General features: G+C 43.4%; 18 protein-coding genes. 11 read left to right on the forward strand and 7 right to left on the reverse strand.

Annotation, left to right across the window (positions count from 1 at the left end):
- Nucleotides 1–5: 5 nt before the first annotated feature.
- From murG to NAF19_RS24770, 10 genes are all read left to right on the forward strand, one after another.
- Entirely contained in the window at nucleotides 6–1160 is a 1155-nt protein-coding gene (gene murG, locus NAF19_RS24725; protein ID WP_252793038.1) for an undecaprenyldiphospho-muramoylpentapeptide beta-N-acetylglucosaminyltransferase, read from the forward strand.
- Between the two features lie 80 nt (nucleotides 1161–1240).
- On the forward strand, nucleotides 1241–2596 hold the full coding sequence (murC, locus tag NAF19_RS24730; RefSeq protein WP_252793039.1) for a UDP-N-acetylmuramate--L-alanine ligase: 1356 nt from the start codon (nucleotides 1241–1243) through the stop codon (nucleotides 2594–2596).
- Entirely contained in the window at nucleotides 2589–3449 is an 861-nt protein-coding gene (locus tag NAF19_RS24735) for a cell division protein FtsQ/DivIB (protein WP_252793040.1), read from the forward strand. Before murC ends, NAF19_RS24735 begins: the two co-directional genes overlap by 8 nt.
- A 1-nt stretch (nucleotide 3450) precedes the next feature.
- Complete coding sequence (ftsA, locus tag NAF19_RS24740) at nucleotides 3451–4794, forward strand: cell division protein FtsA (RefSeq protein ID WP_252793041.1); 1344 nt, start codon at nucleotides 3451–3453, stop codon at nucleotides 4792–4794.
- Nucleotides 4795–4920: 126 nt separating this feature from the next.
- Nucleotides 4921–6525, forward strand: a complete 1605-nt coding sequence (gene ftsZ, locus NAF19_RS24745) for a cell division protein FtsZ (RefSeq protein ID WP_252793042.1) — start codon at nucleotides 4921–4923, stop codon at nucleotides 6523–6525.
- A gap of 223 nt (nucleotides 6526–6748) precedes the next feature.
- Nucleotides 6749–7993 carry an aminotransferase class I/II-fold pyridoxal phosphate-dependent enzyme gene (locus tag NAF19_RS24750; RefSeq protein ID WP_252793043.1) on the forward strand — a complete coding sequence of 415 codons (1245 nt, stop codon included), beginning with the start codon at nucleotides 6749–6751 and terminating at the stop codon, nucleotides 7991–7993.
- Between the two features lie 96 nt (nucleotides 7994–8089).
- Nucleotides 8090–8419, forward strand: a complete 330-nt coding sequence (locus NAF19_RS24755) for a hypothetical protein (protein ID WP_252793044.1) — start codon at nucleotides 8090–8092, stop codon at nucleotides 8417–8419.
- 1 nt (nucleotide 8420) lies between these two features.
- The gene (locus tag NAF19_RS24760; RefSeq protein ID WP_252793045.1) at nucleotides 8421–8732 is read left to right on the forward strand and encodes a hypothetical protein; all 312 of its coding nucleotides are present in this window, start codon (nucleotides 8421–8423) and stop codon (nucleotides 8730–8732) included.
- 101 nt (nucleotides 8733–8833) lie between these two features.
- Nucleotides 8834–10252, forward strand: coding sequence for a glycoside hydrolase family 125 protein (locus NAF19_RS24765; RefSeq protein WP_252793046.1), 1419 nt, complete (start codon nucleotides 8834–8836; stop codon nucleotides 10250–10252).
- A 342-nt stretch (nucleotides 10253–10594) separates the two neighbouring features.
- Nucleotides 10595–10771 carry a BF3379 family histone-like protein gene (locus tag NAF19_RS24770; protein ID WP_252793047.1) on the forward strand — a complete coding sequence of 59 codons (177 nt, stop codon included), beginning with the start codon at nucleotides 10595–10597 and terminating at the stop codon, nucleotides 10769–10771.
- Nucleotides 10772–10845: 74 nt separating this feature from the next.
- Here NAF19_RS24770 and NAF19_RS24775 read toward each other — a convergent pair whose 3' ends face one another.
- The 5 genes from NAF19_RS24775 to ligA all read right to left on the reverse strand — a co-directional run bounded on the left by NAF19_RS24775 (nucleotide 10846) and on the right by ligA (nucleotide 18769).
- Nucleotides 10846–11532, reverse strand: coding sequence for a GDSL-type esterase/lipase family protein (locus NAF19_RS24775; protein WP_252793048.1), 687 nt, complete (start codon nucleotides 11530–11532; stop codon nucleotides 10846–10848).
- A 113-nt stretch (nucleotides 11533–11645) separates the two neighbouring features.
- Entirely contained in the window at nucleotides 11646–12524 is an 879-nt protein-coding gene (gene dapA, locus NAF19_RS24780) for a 4-hydroxy-tetrahydrodipicolinate synthase (protein ID WP_252793049.1), read from the reverse strand.
- 108 nt (nucleotides 12525–12632) lie between these two features.
- Nucleotides 12633–13754, reverse strand: a complete 1122-nt coding sequence (gene chrA, locus NAF19_RS24785) for a chromate efflux transporter (protein ID WP_252793050.1) — start codon at nucleotides 13752–13754, stop codon at nucleotides 12633–12635.
- 145 nt (nucleotides 13755–13899) lie between these two features.
- A complete protein-coding gene (locus NAF19_RS24790) occupies nucleotides 13900–16353 on the reverse strand; it encodes a DUF5686 and carboxypeptidase regulatory-like domain-containing protein (RefSeq protein WP_252793051.1) in 2454 nt (817 codons plus the stop codon).
- A 400-nt stretch (nucleotides 16354–16753) separates the two neighbouring features.
- Nucleotides 16754–18769 carry an NAD-dependent DNA ligase LigA gene (ligA, locus tag NAF19_RS24795; protein ID WP_252793052.1) on the reverse strand — a complete coding sequence of 672 codons (2016 nt, stop codon included), beginning with the start codon at nucleotides 18767–18769 and terminating at the stop codon, nucleotides 16754–16756.
- Nucleotides 18770–18953: 184 nt separating this feature from the next.
- Between ligA and NAF19_RS24800 the strand changes: the two genes are divergently transcribed.
- Nucleotides 18954–19259 carry a hypothetical protein gene (locus tag NAF19_RS24800; protein WP_252793053.1) on the forward strand — a complete coding sequence of 102 codons (306 nt, stop codon included), beginning with the start codon at nucleotides 18954–18956 and terminating at the stop codon, nucleotides 19257–19259.
- Nucleotides 19260–19313: 54 nt separating this feature from the next.
- Here NAF19_RS24800 and NAF19_RS24805 read toward each other — a convergent pair whose 3' ends face one another.
- Together NAF19_RS24805 and NAF19_RS24810 are read right to left on the reverse strand one after the other, a co-directional pair.
- Complete coding sequence (locus NAF19_RS24805; RefSeq protein WP_252793054.1) at nucleotides 19314–20231, reverse strand: DUF6263 family protein; 918 nt, start codon at nucleotides 20229–20231, stop codon at nucleotides 19314–19316.
- A 948-nt stretch (nucleotides 20232–21179) separates the two neighbouring features.
- Nucleotides 21180–22958 carry a DUF885 domain-containing protein gene (locus NAF19_RS24810; RefSeq protein WP_252793055.1) on the reverse strand — a complete coding sequence of 593 codons (1779 nt, stop codon included), beginning with the start codon at nucleotides 22956–22958 and terminating at the stop codon, nucleotides 21180–21182.
- Nucleotides 22959–23289 lie beyond the last annotated feature (331 nt).

Below are 23289 nucleotides of genomic sequence, written 5' to 3' on the forward strand. Positions count from 1 at the left end.
ACGAAATGGTAGAGAGCAAAGGCAAACCCAATCAAAAACTCCCCCTTCAGGGGGCTGGGGGGCCACGCATTATAATTAGCGGTGGCGGCACAGGAGGGCATATTTTCCCGGCTATTGCTATTGCCAATGCTTTGAAGGCCATTGACCCGGCTACTGAAATATTGTTTGTAGGCGCTGCAGGCCGTATGGAGATGGAAAAGGTGCCTGCTGCCGGTTATAAAATTATTGGGTTAGAGATACAAGGCATTCAGCGTAAATCTATCTGGAAAAATATAATGTTCCCGGTAAAGCTGATGCTGAGTGTAAGGCGTTCGGTTGATATTATAAAAGATTTTAAACCGGATGCGGTTGTGGGTGTGGGCGGCTATGCTTCGGGGCCATTATTGTATGCGGCATCGGTGCGGAAAATTCCTTATTTAATACAGGAACAAAACTCGTACGCAGGCATCACCAATAAATGGCTGGGCAAGCATGCCAAAAAGATATGCGTTGCTTTTGACGGCATGGAGAAGTTTTTCCCGGCCGACAGGATTATAAAAACAGGCAACCCGATCCGAAAAGATTCGGTAAATATAGCCGGCAAACAAATGCAGGCGCTGGAGCTTTTTAAGCTGTCGGCGTTTAAAAAAACTATCCTGGTAACAGGGGGCAGCCTTGGAGCGGGTACTTTAAATAAAAGCATAATGGCCGGGCTTGATAAGCTGATAGCCGCTGATGTGCAGGTGATATGGCAAACCGGCAAGTTTTACTATAAAGGAATTATTGAAAAACTGGGTGAGAGCATTAACCCCAATATAAAAGTACTGGAGTTTTTAAATAGGATGGATTTGGCCTATGCCGCTGCCGATGTAATTATATCGAGGGCGGGCGCCGGCACCATCGCCGAGCTGTACATGGTAAAAAAGCCGGTAATACTGGTGCCTTCGCCAAACGTGGCTGAAGACCACCAGGCAAAAAACGCATTGGCCCTGGTGCAGGAACACGCGGCAGTATTTATCCCCGACAGGGATGCCGAAGAGAAATTAGTAGACAAAGCCATCGAGCTTTTAAACGATAAGGATTTACAAAAAAAGCTAAGCACCAACATCGCCAAAATGGCCATGCCAAATGCAGATGAGGTGATAGCGAAGGAAGTTTTTAAAATAAGTCGGTGGTCTTAAGTCCCGAGTCCAAAGTCAAAAGCACCGAGCTTTTGATGAACGACTAAAGACTTTAGGCTCAAGACTCAAGACTTGACAATATGGAATTAAGCAATATAAAACGGGTTTATTTAGTGGGAATTGGCGGTATCGGGATGAGCGGCCTGGCCCGGTATTTTCATCACCTGGGCTGTGTTGTTTGCGGGTACGACAAAACATCCACCGATTTAACCACCGATTTACACAACGAAGGCATACAGGTAATTTTTGACGACCGTATTGATTGGATTCCGTACAGCTTTCAAACACCGGATGCCAGCACGCTTATTATATACACGCCTGCAATCCCGAAAGATTCGGCCATCCTGAACTTTTTTAAGGACAACGATTTTGGGCTGTATAAACGTTCACAGGTATTGGGGATTATTAGCCAGGGTATGTTTACCGTGGCCGTTGCAGGTACACATGGTAAAACCACCACCTCAACCATGGTGGCGCATATTTTAAAGGATTCGGGTAATGATTGTTCGGCATTCCTTGGCGGCCTGTCATCAAACTATAACAGCAATGTGCTCTATGGCAAAAACAATGTAGTGGTGGTTGAGGCCGACGAGTACGACCGTTCGTTTTTAACGTTGCACCCTGATGTTGCCATAATCACGTCGATGGATGCTGACCATTTGGATATTTATGGCGACCACTCGCATTTAACCGATTCGTTTAAGTTGTTTGCATCGCAAATAAAGCCTGGCGGTACATTGATACACAAAAAAGGGTTACCACTTGAGACAGGTTTTACATACACGGTTGAAGGTGAGGCTGACGCAACAGCATCAAACATAAAAATAGAAAACGGCGACTTCTATTTCGATTTTAAAAACAGCAACACCAGCATTACCAACATCAGGATGGGTATTGCGGGCACACACAATATTGAAAACGCGGTTGCAGCTATCGAGGCCTGTTTGATTCTGAAGGTTGATGCCGATGCTATAAAAAATGCCTTAGGCTCGTTCAGGGGGGTGCATCGCAGATTTGAGTATATTATCAAAAATGAAAATCAAATTTTTATTGATGATTATGCACATCATCCCGAAGAATTAAAGGCGGCAATAAAATCGGTTAAAAAGCTATATCCAAACAAAAAGCTCACCACCATTTTTCAGCCGCATTTGTTTACCCGTACCCGCGATTTTGCCGACGGCTTTGCCGAAGCGCTCGATCTTTCGGACCAATTGATAATGCTGGACATATACCCGGCACGCGAACTGCCAATTGAAGGTGTAAATGCTGAAATGATATTGCAACGGATGAAGCTTGGCAACAAGCGTTTGAGCAGCAAGCAAACCGTAGTGAACGAAATTAAAGTCGAAAAGCCTGAACTGTTACTAACAGTTGGGGCCGGCGATATAGATACATTGGTGCAACCATTAAAACAAGTTTTGCAAAATGTTTAAAAAACGAATCTGGAAACCATTACTGATAAGCCTTGCATGGTTAATATGCTTTGGCGGACTGGTGGTGCTGATGAGTTTTATTGAGGGCAAGAAAAACGAAGTGGTTTGCAAGGACGTGAAAATATACATTCCGGGCAACCAGTACTTTATCGACAGGGAAGAGGTTGACAATATTATACAGGTAAACAGCCGTGCGTTGGTTGGTCGCCGGATGGCGAGTATTAACATTCATGAATTAGAAAATAAACTGCGCGCTAATCCATTTATAGAATTTGCAAAGGTTTATACAGACATGGATGGCGTTATAAGTGTAGAAATAAGCCAGCGGCAGCCAATTTTAAGGATGATGAACAGGTTCGACCAGGATTTTTATGTCGATCAGCATGGCTTAAAAATCCCGTTGTCGGGAAATTTTACGGCGAGGGTATTGGTAGCAAATGGCTTTATCGATGAAGCTTTTGCCAATCATGTGGATAGCCTTCATTCGCCAATGGCAATGCAATTGTTTAAAACAGCTGATTTTATCAGGCGCGATTCGCTTTGGGATGCGCAGATAGCACAGCTTTATGTGAACAAAGACCACGAAATTGAACTGATACCCCGCGTTGGCAACAACCGCATTTTACTCGGTACTGCCGATTCGCTGGAAAGCAAATTTCATAACCTGCTGGTGTTTTACAAAAAAGCGCTGCCGTTAGTTGGTTGGGAGGCTTATAAAGTTATAAACATAAAATATGCCAACCAGGTGGTTGGTATACGGAACGGAATTTTAAAAACAGATTCGTTGAATGCAAAACCGGGGGGTAACGATTCAACAAAAACAATCAGGGATACATCTATAAAATTGAATTAATATGGACAAAACTTCAACTCAGGAAAAAACCTCACCAATTGTAGTGGGATTGGACATAGGTACTACAAAAATCTGTGCCATTGTTGGACGTAGAAGCAAGAACGGGAAAATCGAGGTGTTGGGGATCGGCAAGGCCGAGTCGGCCGGGGTAACACGCGGGATGGTTTCGAACATAGATAAAACAGTACAAGGCATTGTGCAGGCTGTTGACATTGCGGGCACACAATCAAACGTTGAAATTAAAGTAGTAAACGTTGGTATTGCCGGTCAGCATATAAAAAGCTTGCAACACCGCGGTTTAATAACCCGTCGTGATATGTCGAACGAGATATCGCGCAAGGATATCGATAAACTGGTTGAAGACATGTATAACCTGGTAATGCCTCCGGGCGAGGAGATTATCCATGTGTTGCCACAGGAGTTTACTGTTGATAATGAGCCGGGTATAAAAGACCCTATTGGTATGGCAGGAGTGAGATTGGAAGCCAACTTTCACATCATATCAGGCCAGGTTACTGCTATAAAAAACATTGTGAAGTGTGTTAATAAAGGCGGTTTACAAAGCGAAGAACTTATACTGGAGCCACTGGCATCGTCTGAATCGGTATTGAGCGACGAGGAAAAAGAAGCGGGTGTAGTTTTGGTTGATATAGGTGGTGGAACAACAGACGTGGCCATTTTTCACGAGGGAATTATACGCCACACTGCCGTTATCCCGTTTGGAGGTAATAGTGTAACCGAAGATATACGCGAAGGTTGCTCGGTAATGCGCAACATAGCCGAGCAGTTAAAAGTGCGTTTTGGTTCGGCGCTGGCTGATGAGAATAAGGAGAACGAGATAGTTTGCGTGCCCGGATTACGTGGCCGCGAACCAAAGGAAATATCCGTAAAAAACCTTGCTTTTGTAATACAAGCCCGCATGGAAGAGATTGTGGAGCACGTGTACTACGAAATAAAATCATCGGGCTACGAAAAGAAACTGATAGCAGGCATAGTAATAACAGGCGGTGGCGCACAATTGAAACATTTGTCGCAATTGGTTGAATATGTTACCGGTTTGGATTGCCGTGTAGGCTATCCTAACGAGCACTTGGCAAAAAATGAAATGCTGCCTAAAAATGTTTACGAGGAGCTGCAAAGCCCAACTTTTGCTACAGGTATCGGGCTGTTAATAAAGGGTATACAAAAAATGGAATACAATGATTTTGTACCGGCAACCGAGGAAGTAAAGGTGGCAAAACCACGCTACACCGAGGATAGAAAATTTGGTTTACTAGGAAAATTATTGGAAAGCGGCAAGCGTTTTATCAAGGATGATATAAACGATGAGGATTTTTTAAAGTAAACTTTCCACATTGGTTCGTTCTTTCCACATATTGACAATTGTGGATAAGTGTTGTTTAAAAAGTGCTAATATTACGATAGAGAAATCTGTTTATTCGTCAATCACATATAACTCATTATAAGGATTATGCAGTTTGAGATGTTAAAAGAAAAGTCGTCCATCATAAAAGTAATTGGTGTTGGCGGCGGTGGTGGTAACGCGGTAAACCACATGTACAGGCAAGGCATCACGGGTGTCGACTTTATTATTTGCAACACCGATGCCCAGGCGCTTGAGCTTAGCCCGATACCTAACAAGGTACAACTGGGTGCAAGCCTTACCGAGGGGATGGGAGCAGGGTCAATACCTGAAGTTGGTAAAAACTCGGCTATCGAGAATATTGACGATATAAAACAAATGTTGGGCTCAAATACCAAAATGCTGTTTATTACTGCTGGTATGGGTGGCGGCACAGGCACCGGCGCAAGCCCGATTATTGCCAAAGCTGCCCGCGAGCTGGATATACTTACCGTTGGCATTATAACTACACCGTTTGCATTTGAAGGCAAGCGCCGTAAGTTACAGGCCGATGCCGGTATGGAGGAACTTAAAAAGCACGTCGACTCGTTCCTGGTAATCAGTAACGACAGGCTGCGCCAGATATTCGGCAACCTGACATTAGGTTCGGCATTTGCACAGGCTGATAATATTTTGACCACTGCCGCAAAAGGCATTGCAGAAATAATCACACTACCGGGCTATATAAACGTCGACTTTAAAGATGTACGCACCGTAATGAAAGAAAGCGGTGTTTGTATAATGGGTAGTTCGGCTGCCGAAGGCGAAAATCGTGCCTTGAAAGCTGTTGAAGGTGCTTTATCATCGCCGTTGCTGAAAGATAACGAGATTGAAGGCGCACGTTATATCCTGCTTAACATCAGCTCCGGAAGTAAAGAAGTTACAATGGATGAGGTAAGCGTAATTACTGACTACATACAGGAAGAAGCTGGTTTGGCTGCCGACCTGATTTGGGGTAACTGTATTGATGAAAACCTGGGCGAGAAAATATCGGTAACTATTATAGCCACCGGTTTCCAAACTAAGGATGAGCGCGAAAAAGAGCAAAGCAGCAAGAAGATCGTATCAATGCTGGTGCCCGAAGTTGAGCCGAAAACTAAAGTTGTAAATGAATTTATAACAGTGGTTAAGCCTGATGCAGTTACAGAGCCATACATGAAATCGGCCAAGGAAGAGCCTAAGCAAACCGGCTTGTTTGATTTATTTGCGCCACGCGTTGAAGAACCTGCTGTTATAAAATATGACCTTTCGGCTGAGGAAGAGCCTGTTGCTGAAGCAGAGCCATCTGACGTGCCTGAAATGACTTTCAAAATTTCCGAACCGGTTACAACATTCATGCAGCCAAAAGAAGAAAGACTGCCTGAGCCTGAGCTAGTAAAGGAACCGGAAATTGTGGTTGGTGCCGACGATAATAAAACTAATGAGTCGATTGAAGAGCAATTGCGCAAATCGCGTGAGCGTATTATGCGGCTTAAGGATTTGAGCATGAAATTACGTAGCGGTAACATCCAGGAACTGGAAAGCGTACCTGCTTACAAACGCAAGGAAATTGCGCTGCAGCAAACCCCTGCATCCGACGAAAGCCATGTATCACGTTTCTCGTTATTGCCAGACAATGAAGGCAACACCGAGATAAGGAACAACAACTCGTTTCTGCATGATAATGTGGATTAGTTCATAGTTGATGGTTCATAGTGAAAAATTGAAGAGGCGCTTTTTATGGCGCCTCTTTTCATTTGATGTAACAAATTTTCATTTAATACAATAAACGGCCATGAACTATGAACCATCAACTATGAACTCTTCATTATAGCCTATTATAAAAAGTAATAATGATTGTTTCTGCGCGTTTTAACGGCTATATTTGTATCTTTAATACACAATAAAAAATAGCAGTTTGGATATATTTAACAAAATATCGAAAAACATGGGCGGCCCGCTGGGGCAACACCAAAAATGGTCGCATGGATATTTCTCATATCCAAAGCTGGAAGGCGAAATTGGGCCACATATGATGTTTAATGGCAAAGAGCATTTGGTTTGGAGCCTGAACAACTACCTGGGCCTGGCTAATCACCCGGAAGTAAGAGCAGCAGATGCACAAGCAGCAGCCGACTATGGTATGGCTTACCCAATGGGTGCCAGGATGATGTCGGGTAACTCTATCCATCACGAAGAACTGGAGCAAAGCCTTGGTGAGTTTGTTGGTAAAGAAGATGCCTATTTATTAAACTATGGCTACCAGGGAATGGTATCAATTATTGATACACTGGTTGACCGCAACGATGTTATTGTTTATGATGCCGAATCGCACGCCTGTATAATTGATGGCTTGCGGATGCATATGGGTAAGCGTTATGTGTACCAACATAACGACATCGCGAGCTGCGAAAAACAACTGGAACGCGCAACCAAACTTGCCGGCGAAACCGGCGGCGGCATATTGCTGATAACCGAAGGCGTGTTCGGCATGTCGGGCGCGCAGGGTAAGCTGAAAGAGATTATCGACCTTAAAAAGAAATTTAACTTCCGCATATTGGTTGACGATGCGCATGGTTTTGGCACCATGGGTAAAACCGGAGCTGGGACTCACGAAGAGCAGGATTGTGTTGACGGGGTTGATGTGTACTTCGGTACCTTCGCCAAATCAATGGCTGGTATAGGCGCATTTGTTGCGGCTGATAAAGTTATAGTTGATTACCTCCGCTACAATATGCGCTCGCAAATATTTGCCAAAGCATTGCCGATGCCAATGGTAATAGGGTTGAAAAAACGTTTCGAACTATTAAAATCGCAACCACAGCTGCGCGAAAAGCTTTGGGAAATATCAAACACCCTGCAAAAAGGCTTGCGCGACCGCGGCTTTAACCTGGGCGTTACCAATACCATGGTTACCCCGGTAATACTTGAAGGCGAGCTAACCGAAGCAACCGCACTAACCCGCGATTTGCGTGAGAATTACGGCATATTTTGTTCGATAGTGATATACCCGGTTATACCTAAAGGATTAATCCTGTTAAGGCTGATACCAACTGCAGCGCATTCACTTGAAGATGTACAGCGCACCCTGGATGCCTACAGCGAAATGGCTGAGAAATTGAAAGCCGGTTTTTATAAAGAGAATAAATTGGTGGTGGCTTAACAGGTCATTCGCTTTTATGATATTAAGCCTTTCGGGATTCGAGAGGCTTTTTTATTTTAGACAAAAATCTGCACAGGTAAATCCACTTGATAATTTATGAAAGATTTAGCTTCAATCCCAGCCTTTAATCTTAACTGGAACCCTATCACAGTCGAAGCATATAATGAAGAAAAGAACGAGGCAACAATGATTTTTAATCTCGACGTGACGACAGAAGGGAAAGTTAAACATGTAATTCATTATGTTGTCGGACGCACAATTTGGTGTCATCGAAACGTTCCTGCAAATGCTCATATTATATTATCTTTCGACTTCCGGGGGCAAGGCATAATTGTTTCAAGGGCGAGTAAATTCAAACAGGAAATACTTGAATTATTAGCTAACTTGAATATTAATAATCATATTTCAATTGATTTTTTACTATAACATGGCAATAGTGAATATACTGGCTCGAAGTGACTATTCAATAAACTGGGAAGAAGTACTGAATAGGTATTCCATTTTAACTTTTCCTCACGTCGAAGTTTTTCCTATTCCAAAAGAACTGGGCTTTGAAATGGATTGCATTGGAATTAACGTGCATAAAGGTTATTCAGACAGTGCAATAGTGATTTCGGAACTAAAGCAAGCAATTAGCTTTTTTACTTCTTTCGGATTAAGATTTATTGAGCTTTATGATGGAATAGAAATCGTCCCGGGCAATATTGATAAAATATTTAATGGATTGCTGGCACCCTAAACTTTGTGGGGGGAATGGATTTGCTTTTTAAATTAATTTAAAAACCCCTTCGCATATCCGCCCTGCTTTTTTATTTTTACCGCTCACCAATTGAAAACAACATGCTATCCCGAAGAAACTTTATCAAAATTAACGGCGTTACTACTGCCGGTATCGGCTTGGGTTTAAGACCGGCCTGGTTTGCATCTGCCGCAGCTTTTGAAAGTAACCGCCCAAAGCTGGCCGATCGTAAATTTACCAGCAAAGCCGTTGAGGCCACTATAAAAAGTGTAAAGGCCGCTATTAAAGACCCCGAATTGGCATGGTTGTTTGAAAATTGTTACCCAAATACCCTGGATACCACCGTGCACTACTCTGAGAAAGGTGGCCGTCCGGATACGTTTGTAATTACCGGCGACATCGACGCTATGTGGATGCGCGATTCATCGGCACAGGTTTGGCCGTATTTGCCATTGATCAAAAATGACCCGGAACTAAAAAACGTAATAAAAGGCGTGCTTAACCGCCAGGCTGCTTGCATTTTGATTGATCCTTATGCAAATGCCTTCAACGCAGGCCCAACCGGCAGCGAGTGGGACAGCGATCGCACCGATATGAAACCCGAGTTACACGAACGTAAATGGGAGGTCGACTCACTTTGTTATCCCGTTCGACTGGCCTATAACTATTGGAAAATAAGCGGTGACAGTAGTTTTTTTGATGCTAACTGGCAAAAAGCAGGTAAATCAATAGTAAATACCTTCAAAGAACAACAACGTAAAGATAATAAAGGACCTTACCATTTTCAGCGTAAAACCGAGGTTTCAACAGATACCGCGCCATTAAGCGGCTATGGTAACCCGGTAAAGCCTGTAGGTTTGATTTGCTCTATCTTCAGGCCGAGTGATGATGCTACCATTTATCCGTTCCTGGTGCCATCAAACTATTTTGCCGTGGTAAGCCTTTACCAAATGGCTGAGATGTATCAAAAGATAACAAACGACTCAGCTACTGCAATAGACTGCAAAGCCCTTGCAGCCGAAGTTGCACATGCCCTGCAAAAATATGCTACCGCACAACATCCGGTTTATGGTAAGGTGCTGGCTTATGAGGTTGACGGCTATGGTAATCAATTGTTTATGGACGACAGCAATGTACCAAGCCTGTTGGCCTTACCATACTTAAACGCCTTATCCGAACACGACCCACTTTATCAAAATACCCGTAAAATGGTGTTGAGCACAGCCAACCCTTACTTTTTCAAGGGCAAGGCAGCTGAAGGTATTGGCGGACCACACGTGGGGCTGAATTATATATGGCCAATGAGTATTATTATGCGCGCCTTAACATCTACAGACAAAGCTGAAATAGGTAAATGTATTAAATGGCTTAAAACTACGCATGCAGGAACCGGCTTTATGCACGAGTCGTTTAATAAGGATAATGCAGCAGATTTTACGCGTAAATGGTTTGCCTGGGCAAATACTTTATTCGGCGAATTAATAATTAAAGTGCATAAATATCACCCCGAATTATTGTAATAACAACACACTAAAATGTTAGTTGTAATATTTCCGGCTAAATCGAATAGAAATATTTAGCACAAAATGGCAGTATTGTTTTCGTGTTTTCAATAATTGTGAACTATGTATTAAAATACCGTAAAATTAAGTGTCGTTTGTGATAATATCAACCTTCTATTAAATATATAAAATTGAATATTTAATAGTTTTTCAATATCCTGTTTAGGCTAAAAATGTTGAAAAAAACCACTTTAAAGGCATTGTTTTTCTTTACCAAAAGTTTTTAATTAAGAAAAAACATTTTAGATTAGCTTCATAAAACAATAAACCTCATAATTATTTAAAAAAGGAGTAACTGAAATGAAAAAATTTACTGAAGTAAAAGAACTGGTAGCATCGTTGGAAGCAGATGCTGACAAATTTTATAACAAGGGTAACAGCGCTGCTGGCACTCGTGTTAGAAAAGGGATGCAAGACCTTAAAAACTTAGCGCAAGCAATTCGCCTTGAAGTACAGGATGCGAAAAACAAAGCGTAAGTAATAGAGAAGCATATTCTTTACTTTATCATTAAAACCCGTACCCACATCTCAGGTACGGGTTTTTTATTGGCTTAAAGATAACCTTGTTTCTTAAGGAAGGCTACCCAAATATCATAAGCAGGCGGTTTAAGGTGCAGCCCCTCATAGCTGTATTGAGCGTCGAGCCGTTTATCATTATCCAAAAACAGGGGGAAGATATCAATGAAAGTGTAATTACCCGCAACGGCATTGGCTTTATACAGTTTGTTTACGGCTAAAACATGTTCTTCTTTATCATAGTGCTGTGGGAAATTAGGCATAGTTGGATTTAGTGGTAACACACTTTCTACATAGATTTTAGTCTGTGGGCAGGCGGCATGCACCCGGTTTACAATCTTCAGCATGTTATCAGCAATTACCGCATCCGGTATATCCTTGCCAATGTCGTTTATTCCGCATAAAATAAAGAGTTTGGATGGCTGCCTGTCGGTTATGTCCTTTAACCGCCTTAAAATACCATAGGTAATGTCGCCACCAATGCCACGGTTTACTACGGTGGTATCGTTTAGTGCCTTTTTCCAGTTACCCATTTCAGTAATACTGTTGCCCAGGAAAATAATGTGGCCGGTTACTATTGGCTCCTTCTGAAACTGGGCCAGCTTGTCGGTGGTGTGTTCAGGGATAAAGGGGATGGTATCGTACACCCGCTGATTGGTTACGGGGTTTTGTGCCAGTAACCCAAACGGAAATAGGAGGATGAAGAATAATAGACGTTTCATAGAAGCTTGCAAATGGTTTGGTTACAAACTTAAGATTATCAGGCTATACATAAAAACGGGGTGTCATCATCACAGCCTCGTTTTTGTTATTTTATCTTACTGAGTGAAGAAAGTTATGACAGTTTCTTCGTCTCCGCTATAATCTTATCGGCAATTCCACTGCTTACCTGCACTAGTGGCAAACGCACGGTGTCACCACAAATACCCAGTTGCTTCAAAGCAGTTTTTACACCGGCAGGACTGCCTTCAATAAACATCAGGCGGGTAAAATCAATTAAATCCGAATGCCCTTTTTGTGCTGATTTAAAATCTCCTGCGAGGCAGGTCCTTATCATATCCGACATTCGCCTTGGTAAAGCATTGCCCACAACCGATATCACGCCAACACCACCTAAAGCAATCATTGGCAAGCTGATTGGGTCATCGCCCGAAATTAATAAAAAGTCTTCCGGCTTATCACGCGCTATCTGGTTAAGCTGGTCGAAATTGCCCGAAGCTTCTTTGATACCGATGATGTTTTTAAAATCGTGTGCCAGCCTTACGGTTGTGTCGGCGCTGATGTTGCTGCCGGTACGGCTGGGTACGTTGTATAATATTATTGGCAACGGCGAAACTGCCGCTATCGCTTTATAATGCTGGTAAATACCTTCCTGGGTTGGTTTGTTATAATGCGGGCTCGCCGACAAAATTGCATCGTAACCGGTTGTGTCAAATTGTTTTATTTGCTCAACCAGTTCGTGCGTATTGTTACCACCAAGGCCTGCAATCAATCCAACACGGCCATTAACACTTTTTGAAGTGAATTCCCAAACTTGCTTTCGTTCATCACTGCTTAGGGTGGCACTTTCACCGGTTGTACCCAATGAAACGATGTATTCCACACCTCCGTCAATTAAATGGTTGATGAGCTTTCCTAAAGCCTCGTAGTCAACCTGCCCGTCTGTTTGAAAAGGAGTTATAATTGCAACTCCGGTTCCATAAAATTTGTTCATGTAGTATTAAAAGGCGCTAAGATAAGAATAGTTCATAGTTCATGGTTGATGGTTGATGGTTTTTTTGCGAATGAATAGGTATCAACTTGTTGGCTATGGTTATCGCGGTTAAATAAGCAGTAAAAGACAGCCGGCAATTGACCCGCTTAATACGATGAAAGCATTATTTATTCGAGGGAATTTTAAAAGTATACAGATACTGACGATGGCGATAAGCACACTGCGCCAATTATTTATGCTGTCTTTCCCCAACTGGTAACAAACAACCACTATTAGCGCTATTGATGCCACATTAACAGCATTTAAAAATGCACCGAATAGTTTGGAACCCCGCATTTTGCTCACGAGAGGATTAAGCAACGCCACAAATACAAACGAGGGCAGGAAAATGCCAATGGTTGATATAATGGCCCCGTTAATACCGTTAACCTGGAAACCTATAAATGTTACTGAGGAAAAAACAGGCCCGGGTGTAAACTGTCCCACGGCAATAGCGTCGACCAATTGTTGCCGGGTTATAATACCATGTGCCACCAGTTCAGAATCAAGAAAGGCAAACAACACATACCCGCTGCCATATAGTATTGCACCTATTTTTAAAAATGACAGGAATAAACTTATGTTGATCCTGCTGAAAAAGTCATCGCCACCCATAATAAAAAGGGGCAATAAAGTAAATGATTTGCCTTTATGTTTTAAGCGGATAGCATACAACCCCATTGCCAGGAAGCCTGATCCAAACAAAATAAGCACTTCAGAGTATCCCAATATGCTTAGCACTAATGCAACAATGCCAATGGCACCCAGCTCAAATGTTTGCAGCGATTTTTTTGCCAGCGGATAAATTGCGGCCAGGATAACAGCAATTATTGCGGGCTTAATGTCATAAACAAATGGTTGAATTTGCGGCAATTGGCCGTACTTTTTATAAAGCCATGCCAGGGTACCGGTAATTAATACTGCCGGCATAATAAAACACAATCCTGCTATTATTAAGCCTTTCCATCCGCCTTTTTCATGGCCAATATGTATAGCCATTTCGGTGCTGTTTGGACCCGGGATAAGGTTTGTTGCACCTATAAGGTCAAGAAAGTGCTGTTCTGTTAACCAATTGCGCTTAACAACTACCTCCTGGCGCATCATTGCAATATGGGCGGCTGGGCCACCAAAGGCGGTGGTGCCCAGTTTCAAAAACAATAAGGCAATTTCTTTAAGCGGCGTTGCTTTCATGGCACTGCTAAGATAACACTTGCCATGTTATGGTACTATTAAGAAAAACAGACGTCGCTCCAATAATTTCACAACTGCGCCGGCCGTAAAGGTACATGCGGAGCTTCCCTTTTTAGCTATGAACCATCAACTATGAACTGCAACGCTAAAAACTCACCCCAATCCGCACCGCCGAATTTGTATTGCTGCCGCTATTGTACGATTTGCCATACATCAGCCTGAAATTTAAATATTGTATGCCTATGCCCAGCTCGGTGTAGTTTTTAAGGGCAGGGGTAGATAGATAATTAATATCAAGTATTTCCTGCAGCTTAAGCTTCCTGATCAGCGGTATTTTGTTGAGGAAAAAGCCCGAAAAATTTTGCTCGATATGGCCTTCAATATACTTGGTATAGGTGCTGTTGGTATAATAGTTTAGTAGTAAAAAACTGTTGATGCCGGTATGCGAAAATAACACCTGGTTACCCTGGAATTGTTTATAATCAGGATAAAAAAGGCTGTTGTTGTTTAAAAACTTGCCTGCGCCAATAAAGAACGACGTTTGCCCTAAAACGCCTGCATTAATGTTTGATTTTGATACATCAGCAGTAAGCAAATCGTAATCGACATCGGAGCCGAATAAGCTCTTGATCCCCTTTGTATAGCTTAGGCCGATGGTTGGATATTTTGATGGCAAATAACGCCGACCGGTAGGGTAGGTCTCGTATTTGTCGCTAAAATCATAAGTGGTACGTAAGCCAATTTTAAACGATTGATTGTCGGCAAACATCGGTACATCCAAATTTGGAGAAAAAGGATTGTTCGAGGTATAGTTGTGATTGCCCGGGCTGAAAAAGCTATAGTTTGATGAATTGGTGAGCGCTTTCCTTTCGGCCCATTCAACATATCCGCTGGCCATCCATCCACCGGTTATGCGCCGGCTTGCTGATGCCGAAAGGTATTGCTTTTGATAAAGCTTTTCATAATTCTGCCTTTCGAACAAACTGTAAACCGTATTAATCAACGGCGACATGGGCGTATAATAATTCAAATCAACAATTTCCGAGCCTGCGCTTAAGCCCAGGTTGTATTCACCCGCAGGTATGCCGGCGTAAATACTTCCGGTAAATTTCTTATTGCTAAAGCCATAACCTGCTCTTGCGCCAACGGTTAAATACTTATTGCTGGTGCTATCTATCAACTTACTGAATGATGCGCCGTAATTAAGATTAAAACCCTGTACCGTATTAAATTTTATCGAAGGTAAAATAGCATCAAGGTTGTAATATTCATGCTCATAACGGTTGGCGTGACGATAGTTCTTATAAGTCAAATCAAGCAGGCTGAATTTGTTGTTCACTTTATCCAGCGAGTCGAGGTATGGCTTTGACTCCCGTTTTTTGGCCAGTATAGCTTTTTTCTCGTAGTCCATTTTCTCCTCGTCCGTCAGCGGAACCGGCCGTTCATTTGCCCAATAGGTCGAATCTTTTTTATTACTGCCTTTGGTAACCCGCATCACTTCTTTAAATTCTTTTTTATTGAGCGTTGGGTTAAGGTCATAATCCTTATAAACAGATATAAAATAGCCGCCAATTTTGAAGCCCAGCAGGCCTCCTGTAAATTCAAACTTAACTGATGAAGGCATCCATGCCTGCTTGCTCACCGGGAAAAACTGTTCGCTAACCCTAAGTGTATCAACAAAGTTTATGTTTTGTTTTTTGGTGATAAAAAGGTCGAGCCCGTAAAGGCGCCAGCTATCCTCCAGGATATAAATATACCCCTGGAAACACGCATCATACCCACGTTTTGGTATCACCTTTATTTTGTCAACCGTTTCTCCGTTTTCGGTAGTAAAGCCAATGTATTTGTAGTTATAATAAAACATCGCGTTGTCGGCAATTGGCGATACCAGCGGGCGCAGGCTTAAGCCACCCCAATTTTGAATATTCTCATAAAAATTAACCTGTATATCCGAAGCCCGGTTATAGCTAAATGCCTGGTTGCTGCCCGATACTTTTGATGATATCAATTCCTCATGTACGTTATCCGGCCGCTTAAAGCTGTATTTCGATTCCGACTCCGACAGGTAGACAATACCCCGGCGGTTCGAATCAAGGCCCATTTCGCGGGTGGCTTTCTGCACATCAAACCCTAAAAACCTTTTAGGGGCAGCCAATAGTTTTTGCAGGCCCTTTATATAAACTTCGCAGGTATAAGCATCAACCTCGTTAAGATGGCCCTTACGCGCCTTAATAGCCTTGCGGACAATAGCATAAGCAGGATCTTCGCCGCCCGATTTCACCACCACGTCATTTAGCTGGTAGGTTTCGGTTTGTAAAACAATATCAATGGCCTGGTTTTTTGTCAGCTCGACTTTACGGCTCTGCTGCTTATAGCCAACGGCCTTGTATTGCACCTCATAAGTACCGGGCTTTAACAGCAGGCCATACTCTCCCTCGCTGTTTGCCGATGTTCCCCTGGTCGTGTTTTTTATGTAGATACTAGTAAAGGGAACAGGCTTGTTTTGCTCGTCGGTAATTTTGCCGCTTACGGTAAATGTTTGCGAAAATGCACTGAAACTGATGAAGATAAAGAAGGCGAAAGGTAGGGCTAATTTCATTTAACAGGCTTTTGTACGAAGGTGAAATAATTTTATTTAACCTGTTAGACTGTTTGTGTTAATAATTGTTAAAGATATTTGGTGAAGAATTTAGCCATGGTAATGCAGCTGGCAGTAAATATTGTTGATAAGGGTGTTATTAAATATTAAAAAATATTATATAAACTATAATAAAAAATAAAAGCCTCCTCACACTCGCTGCTTGGAGGCTTTAACCTAAACCTTATCACAATAGGTGAGCAGGATGCCCACCATATGAAGCGACTAATATAGGGGTTTCTACAATAGAATAAAAATTTTTGTGTTAAAATGACACAACTTATTTTACTAATATATCTATATATTAAAACACTAACTTTAAGTTAAATTTACCTTTAATTAACGTTCGGAAAATATACTATTAAGCTATCATTTCAAATAGTTCTGCATCACTAATTATCGGGATATTTAGTTTTTGAGCCTTCTCCAATTTCGCGGGGCCCATGTTATCGCCCGCAACCAGGAAATTTAGCTTGGCTGATATGCCGCTCACTATTTTGCCTCCATTTTGTTCGATGATGTCCTTCAGCTCATCGCGCGAGAATTTCTCAAATACACCGGATATGATAAATGATTGACCACTAAGCTTTTCGCTGGCCAGTGTTACTTCTTTTTCAATAGTTACAAACTGCAGGCCTTGTGTTTGTAGCTTTTCAATTTCCTGCTTATGTTTCTCGTCGCTAAAATATTCAATAATACTTAGTGCAATGCGTTCGCCTATTTCTTCAGCCGCAATTAATTCATCAAATGTGGCGGATGCAAGCCTGTCGATATTTTTAAAATGAGCAGCCAGTTTTTTAGCTACGGTTTCGCCAACATAGCGGATACCCAGGCCAAACAGCACTTTTTCGAAAGGCATTTCTTTCGATTTTTCAATACCTGCCAGCATGTTGTTGATGGATTTTTCGCCGAAACGGCCCATCTTTTTTAACTCTTCGCTGTGTTGCTGCAGGTCGTAAATATCACTTATGCGGCCGATGAATTTATTTTGATAAAGTGTTTCGATGGTTTCATCGCCCAGGCCATCAATATTCATAGCCTTGCGGCTGATGAAATGCTGCATTTTGCCCACTATCTGCGGATGGCAGCCCTCGTCGTTAGGGCAGTAGGAGGCAGCCTCGCCCTCCTTACGGATAAGTTCTGTCCCGCACTCCGGGCAATGAGTTAAATATTTTACAGGTTTGGCATCCGGGCTGCGTTTTTCAAGGTTTACGCTGATGATCTTCGGGATGATCTCGCCGCCCTTCTCCACAAAAACCCAATCATGTTCGTGCAGTTTTAGGCGTTTTTCAATTTCATCGGCATTGTGCAGCGTTGCCCGTTTAACAGTGGTGCCGGCCAGCAGCACGGGTTTTAAATTGGCAACAGGTGTAACAGCCCCGGTGCGACCAACCTGGTAAGTAACTGCCAGTAACTCAGTTTGCACCTGCTCTGCTTTGAATTTGTAGGCTATGGCCCAGCGTGGTGATTTGGCGGTAAAGCCCAGTTCCTGCTGTTGCGCGTAGCTGTTTACTTTGATCACAATCCCATCGATGTCGTAACTGAGGTCGAACCTGTTTTTGTCCCAGTAACTGATGAATTTGAAAACATCATCAATAGTGCTGCACAGCTTGCTATGCTCGTTGGTGTGAAAGCCCCAGTTCTTTACCGCCTGCAGGCTTTCCCAGTGCGTTCTGAACAGTAGCCTTTCGGTATACAGGAAATACAGGAAACAATCCAGCGGACGGCGTGCAACCTCGGCGGAGTCCTGCATTTTTATGGTGCCCGATGCAAAGTTACGCGGATTGGCATAAGGTACTTCGCCTGCCTCAATGCGTTCGTTGTTTAAGCGTTCAAAGGCTTTGAGGTGCATAAAAACCTCGCCCCGTATTTCAAACTGGCTGGGATAATCGCCATGCTTAAGGCGCTTGGGTATGGTATTGATGGTACGTACGTTGGTAGTTACATCATCACCCTGTATGCCGTCGCCACGGGTAACGGCACGCACAAGTACACCATCCTCATAAGTAAGACTCATGGAAAGCCCGTCGAATTTCAACTCACACACATACTCAAAATTATCGCCGATAGCCTTGCGGATGCGCTGGTCGAAATCAAGTAATTCCTGCTCGTTGTAGGTATTGCCCAAAGAGAGCATTGGCCAGCGGTGCGTTACGGTTACAAAGTCTTTAGTGATATCGCCACCGACCTGTTGGGTAGGGGAGTTGGGGTCGGCAAACTCGGGGTATTGCTTTTCGAGTGCGTTTAATTCTTCCAGTTTTTTATCAAAATCGTAATCGGCAATGGTAGGCATTGCCAGCACATAATAGTTGTAATTGTGCTGCTTTAATTCGCTTGTTAACGATTCTATTCGGGTTTTTGCTTCAGCCGGTGACATATTAGCGAAGATAAGTTTTAATTTGAAAATGCTATAATTTGATGATTTGAAGATGGGGAAATTTGATGATTTGAAGATGGAGAAATTTGAAGATTTGAAAGTTTGTAACGGGGAAGTTTCAAATATTTTTTAAACACTTGCTCTTCTTGATCGTCATACCAAAAAAAACAAAATAAATTTTACCATGAAAAAGTACGGAAGAATTTTGATGCTATTTTCGGCGCTTACCTTGTTCGCGGCAGCAAGCAGCCAGGCGCAAATTATTGTAAGGGCACGTTTAGGCCGTCCGCGCACGGCTATAGTTGTACGCCCGGTGCGCCCAACCCCGCGCCATGTTTGGGTGGCCGAAGAATGGGTGCCCACCCGCGGCACTTATGTTTATAAAGAAGGCTACTGGGCCGAGCCGCCACGTGCACGTGCAGTTTGGGTACCAGGCAGGTGGAGGCACCATCACCGTGGCTACGTTTGGGTAGGCGGGTACTGGAGATAACAAGAGTCCCCAACTCCCTAAAGGGGGCTCGAATGCCTCCTTTAGGGGTATAGGTTACTTACTGGTAGTAACTGCATCCGTATTAAACGATAGCGGCACCGTCATCCCGCCGGGCACTTTTTCGTTGTCGAGTATCTGCATATCGCCCATCATTACCTGTTTTACTTTCATTTCGCTTATCCAGCCGGTAGCCTTATCTACCCGGATGTCGGATACCATGGAGCCATTCAAATTATATTTTACCGGCATGCCGTTAACATTCGCTGGCGCTGCATTTTTGTCGGATGTTATGGTGCCGTCGCCGTGGATAATGTACTGGCCCGCTACAACATCAACCAATTGGTAATTAACGCTTACTGCTGCTTTTGCCGGGCTTTCCGGACTGGTATTTACTATCCATTTATCCTCTTTGGCAATGGGGTTTACAGGGAAAATAGCGGTGCCAACCTCTATGCTCCCTTTAAAAGCATTTGGCCCGAACGACTGCATCATCATAGCCTTAACCTGTTCCCGTTTAGTGGCATCCACTTGTGTGAAGGTATCAAATACGGCAAATAATTTATCAATATTAGTTACCGACTTTACCCTGCCGCTTTTGGTCATTTCAATATTAAAAGGCTTGCCCATCATGGCGGCAATCATGGTGGAAGGTAAATCCTGCGGGTCGTTCGTCTTCGAGTCGAAGGTGATGCCATTGCCGGCCACGTCCATCGTCATCCTCAGTGTATGATAGCTAACCTCCATGCTGTAAACCGAGTCGACGGTACCGGTTACTTTAAACGCCATGCTAAATGCAAAACTCAGGTTTATCTTGTTTTCCTGCCCCGCAATTGTTTGCGTAATAGCCGAATTGGCGGTTGAGTTTAAATAGTAAGTAACGCCGTTGGCCAGGTTTAACGCCGGCTTAAACTTTTGGGCGCTGCAATAACTTATTGCTGCGCAAAAAAATAAGGTGAATATAAAGTGTTTCATTACCGTGTTTTTTGTAAAGTTAATAAAGCCGCCGGGATGGGGAGCAGGAAATTGATTGCCGGTTAAAAAATTAAGGGAACACGAGTTGGCACGGGAAGCAAATTGCTATAAAACAAGAATAGCCGGTCTCTCAACCCCGGCTACTCTCAAATTAGCATTATCATTAAATTTTCACTCAGGGTTGTATACGGAAACCGGACAGGCATGGTTTCAAAAAAAACAATAAAGTCAAAAAAAAACTCCCGCTGAGAGGGCGGGAGTTAAACTATGGTATTTTGCCACAACTAATAAAAGATATTGGCTATATTAATGATTAATACAGTGTCTTATTTTTTATCATGTTGATGCTTGTTTTGATAATAAAAAATACCGGGATAGCTTGTATGGCAATGCCGATATATGCAAGTGTGCTCATGATAATACTAATTTGAGAGTGAACGGGAAATGTATGATATTGTACTATTGGAAATGCAAAAATCGTACCTGTTTCACTAAAAGCACACCCTGCTTGTTGGCCGAATTAATAATTTTCTAATGAAGAAAAAATGGGGGTTATGCCATTGGGGAATGTGTGAAAAAAATTACCCAAATTGGGCAATAAATTACACTATTGATTAATAATAAAATTGTGCCAATTAAGTGTGTTATCAACAGGTGTTGATAAAAAGTGGCATTTTCGCCGTGTCCACTGCAATATAACCTAAAATTAATAATTTAGCAAGAATTAATAATTCTGTTCGGTTTTTAATTACTGCGACATTGCGCTTGTCACCAAGCAATTGTTATACCGCTTTTGGAGTTTGCAGTTGGCGGTTTTCAGTTTGCAGTAAATGTCGCTCATCCACTGCTCACTGCTCACTGCCAACTTTTCCCTCTACTGCTAACTGCTCACTGCCAACTTTTCCCCGTATTGCCCACTGCTAACTGCTCACTGCCAACTTTTCCCCTCTACTGCCCACTTCCATTCACCACACCCTTAGCCATCATCACGTCCTTAATTAACTTTACCGGTGCGCTGCCGTAGCTTAAAAACTTTTCGTTAAAATCCTTCAGTTTATACTTGTCGGCCATTTTCTTTTTCCAGTTTTCGCGCAGGTCGGTTATTTCGCGGTAGCCGGAGTAGTAGCTGCAAAGCTGTACGCTGCTAACCGTAACACGCTGCCATTTGCCTTCGGCTTCGGCCTGTTGTTGGAAAGCTTCGCGGGTAAGCAGCTTCAGGGCATCGGGCTTCTGCATGTTCTGGATATGCACCGAATAATCCAATATAGCGTTGCAAACCGAGCGCAGGTGCCATTTATACCACATCAGGCGCATTTCGGGCTCATCGGCGCCGTAGCCGTTATCCAGCATCATTTCTTCGCTGTAAACCGCCCAGCCCTCAACCATGGCGCCATTGCCAAATATCGCTTTAACTATACCTGGTGCTTTGTTGGCATACACCAGCTGCGCATAATGGCCCGGTATAGCCTCGTGCATGCATAATATCTGTAGCGTGTAGTTATTATACTCGCGCAGGTAACTTTCGGCTTTGTCGGCGCTCCAATTGGCCAGGCTGCCAACGTTAAAGTACGAGTTGCCGCCCTTGTCATACGGTCCCGGCGCGCTCATCGACGCTCCGGCAACGCCAGCCATGTAGCCCGGCTCCTTACGTACTACCAGCGGTTTTGACGGGTCGAGCGTTACCATGTCCTTCGATTTTACAAAAGCCGTAAGCTTCGGTATCGCCTTTTCAATGGCCGACTGGAACTCACCCTGCGCAGCATGCTTGCTGCTCAGTGTGTCAATCAGTTTGGCAATCATCTCCAGCGAATCTGCCGGCGGTTTGGTGGTGCCAAAATACTTGGGCCAAAGTTTACGGGTTATCTTCGCCATCTCGCGGTGCAGGTATTTCTTGCGCTCAACCGCCGAGTTAAACAGCTGCTGTGCCGTGGCTTCGCTCTGCATATCATATTTAAACTTAGCCTCGTAAAGTTCCTTGCCCAGCCTGAAACTGCGGGGTTTGTCGTTTTTAAGCGCCTTTAGCCAGGCCACATGTGCCTTTATGGCCTCGGCCGATAATCTCGCCCGCTCCAGCATCGGTTTTTGCTCGGCCTGCGAAATGTTCGTTTTTTTAAGCGAATCGGCATAATCCTTTTCAAAAACGCCCAGGCCGCCCTCGTGCTGGGTTATGGCCAGGGCGGTAAGTTCGGCAACTGGGTTTTTAATGTGCTTTTCGGCTTCTTTATAGTAGGCCGGTATATTGGCCATTTTCTGGTAAAAGTTGCGCATGCGCTTATCAAGCGGGGCATAATGCTCATTTAAAATATAAGCGAAACTGCCGATAACGTTATATCCGGCTGGGTCCCATTGCCAGTCCTTAAGCGTTTGCAGGCGCCACTCAATTTCTTCCATCTGGTTCTGCATCATCCGGTAATCAACCCGGTTCCCTTCGTTCAGTGTGTTCACCTCAAAGCGGCTCATCGAGTCGATCTGTACCTTGGCAAAGGTTATTTGCTTGTCGCGCAGCTTATCATCTGGCACCAGCAGCAGGCTGTCGTATTTGTGGTAACCCACGCTGGTGGCCCAGTCGGGGTTTAGCTTCCACAGGCCATCCATAAAGTTATTTTCGTAGATGCTGAACGCGCCATCATCCTTGCCCAATTGTTCGCCCACAGACGAGCCATCTTTTTTGCAGCCAATCAGCACGCAGTAAACCAGGCACGATGTAATTAAAAGTTTTTTTATCACCGGGGTATCATTTATAATTTGATGGATAAACTTAAAACATTTACCCGAAATAAGCGAACGATTGTAAATATGGATTTGGAAGTTTTACAAAAGGGCTGATATAAGCCCCGCATATTGATTAATTAGGGCATTCCCCGGTTGGTAGAAACCGGGGCCGTGCTGTATGGTAGGGATATTGAGTTATCGGGAAATTGCAGCTTACCCTCTTTCCGCTGCGTGGCCGTTGCGCAACTAAGCTAGCCAATAAGGGCTTGCAAATAAAGTTCTTTGAAATATTGATTAAAACATTGATTATTAGTATATTAGCGCATGCAAGGAAAGAAAACACATC

The organism is Mucilaginibacter flavidus, assembly GCF_024055575.1.
GTDB lineage: Bacteria > Bacteroidota > Bacteroidia > Sphingobacteriales > Sphingobacteriaceae > Mucilaginibacter > Mucilaginibacter flavidus.

Coding starts and splice junctions, on each gene's coding strand:
- NAF19_RS24800 (WP_252793053.1), top strand. CDS start 18,954: ATGAAAAAGTACGGAAGAATTTTGATGCTATTTTCGGCGCTTACCTTG.
- ligA (WP_252793052.1), bottom strand. CDS start 18,769: ATGTCACCGGCTGAAGCAAAAACCCGAATAGAATCGTTAACAAGCGAA.
- NAF19_RS24790 (WP_252793051.1), bottom strand. CDS start 16,353: ATGAAATTAGCCCTACCTTTCGCCTTCTTTATCTTCATCAGTTTCAGT.
- chrA (WP_252793050.1), bottom strand. CDS start 13,754: ATGAAAGCAACGCCGCTTAAAGAAATTGCCTTATTGTTTTTGAAACTG.
- ftsZ (WP_252793042.1), top strand. CDS start 4,921: ATGCAGTTTGAGATGTTAAAAGAAAAGTCGTCCATCATAAAAGTAATT.
- NAF19_RS24755 (WP_252793044.1), top strand. CDS start 8,090: ATGAAAGATTTAGCTTCAATCCCAGCCTTTAATCTTAACTGGAACCCT.
- NAF19_RS24805 (WP_252793054.1), bottom strand. CDS start 20,231: ATGAAACACTTTATATTCACCTTATTTTTTTGCGCAGCAATAAGTTAT.
- NAF19_RS24760 (WP_252793045.1), top strand. CDS start 8,421: ATGGCAATAGTGAATATACTGGCTCGAAGTGACTATTCAATAAACTGG.
- murG (WP_252793038.1), top strand. CDS start 6: ATGGTAGAGAGCAAAGGCAAACCCAATCAAAAACTCCCCCTTCAGGGG.
- murC (WP_252793039.1), top strand. CDS start 1,241: ATGGAATTAAGCAATATAAAACGGGTTTATTTAGTGGGAATTGGCGGT.
- NAF19_RS24775 (WP_252793048.1), bottom strand. CDS start 11,532: ATGAAACGTCTATTATTCTTCATCCTCCTATTTCCGTTTGGGTTACTG.
- dapA (WP_252793049.1), bottom strand. CDS start 12,524: ATGAACAAATTTTATGGAACCGGAGTTGCAATTATAACTCCTTTTCAA.
- NAF19_RS24765 (WP_252793046.1), top strand. CDS start 8,834: ATGCTATCCCGAAGAAACTTTATCAAAATTAACGGCGTTACTACTGCC.
- NAF19_RS24735 (WP_252793040.1), top strand. CDS start 2,589: ATGTTTAAAAAACGAATCTGGAAACCATTACTGATAAGCCTTGCATGG.
- NAF19_RS24770 (WP_252793047.1), top strand. CDS start 10,595: ATGAAAAAATTTACTGAAGTAAAAGAACTGGTAGCATCGTTGGAAGCA.
- ftsA (WP_252793041.1), top strand. CDS start 3,451: ATGGACAAAACTTCAACTCAGGAAAAAACCTCACCAATTGTAGTGGGA.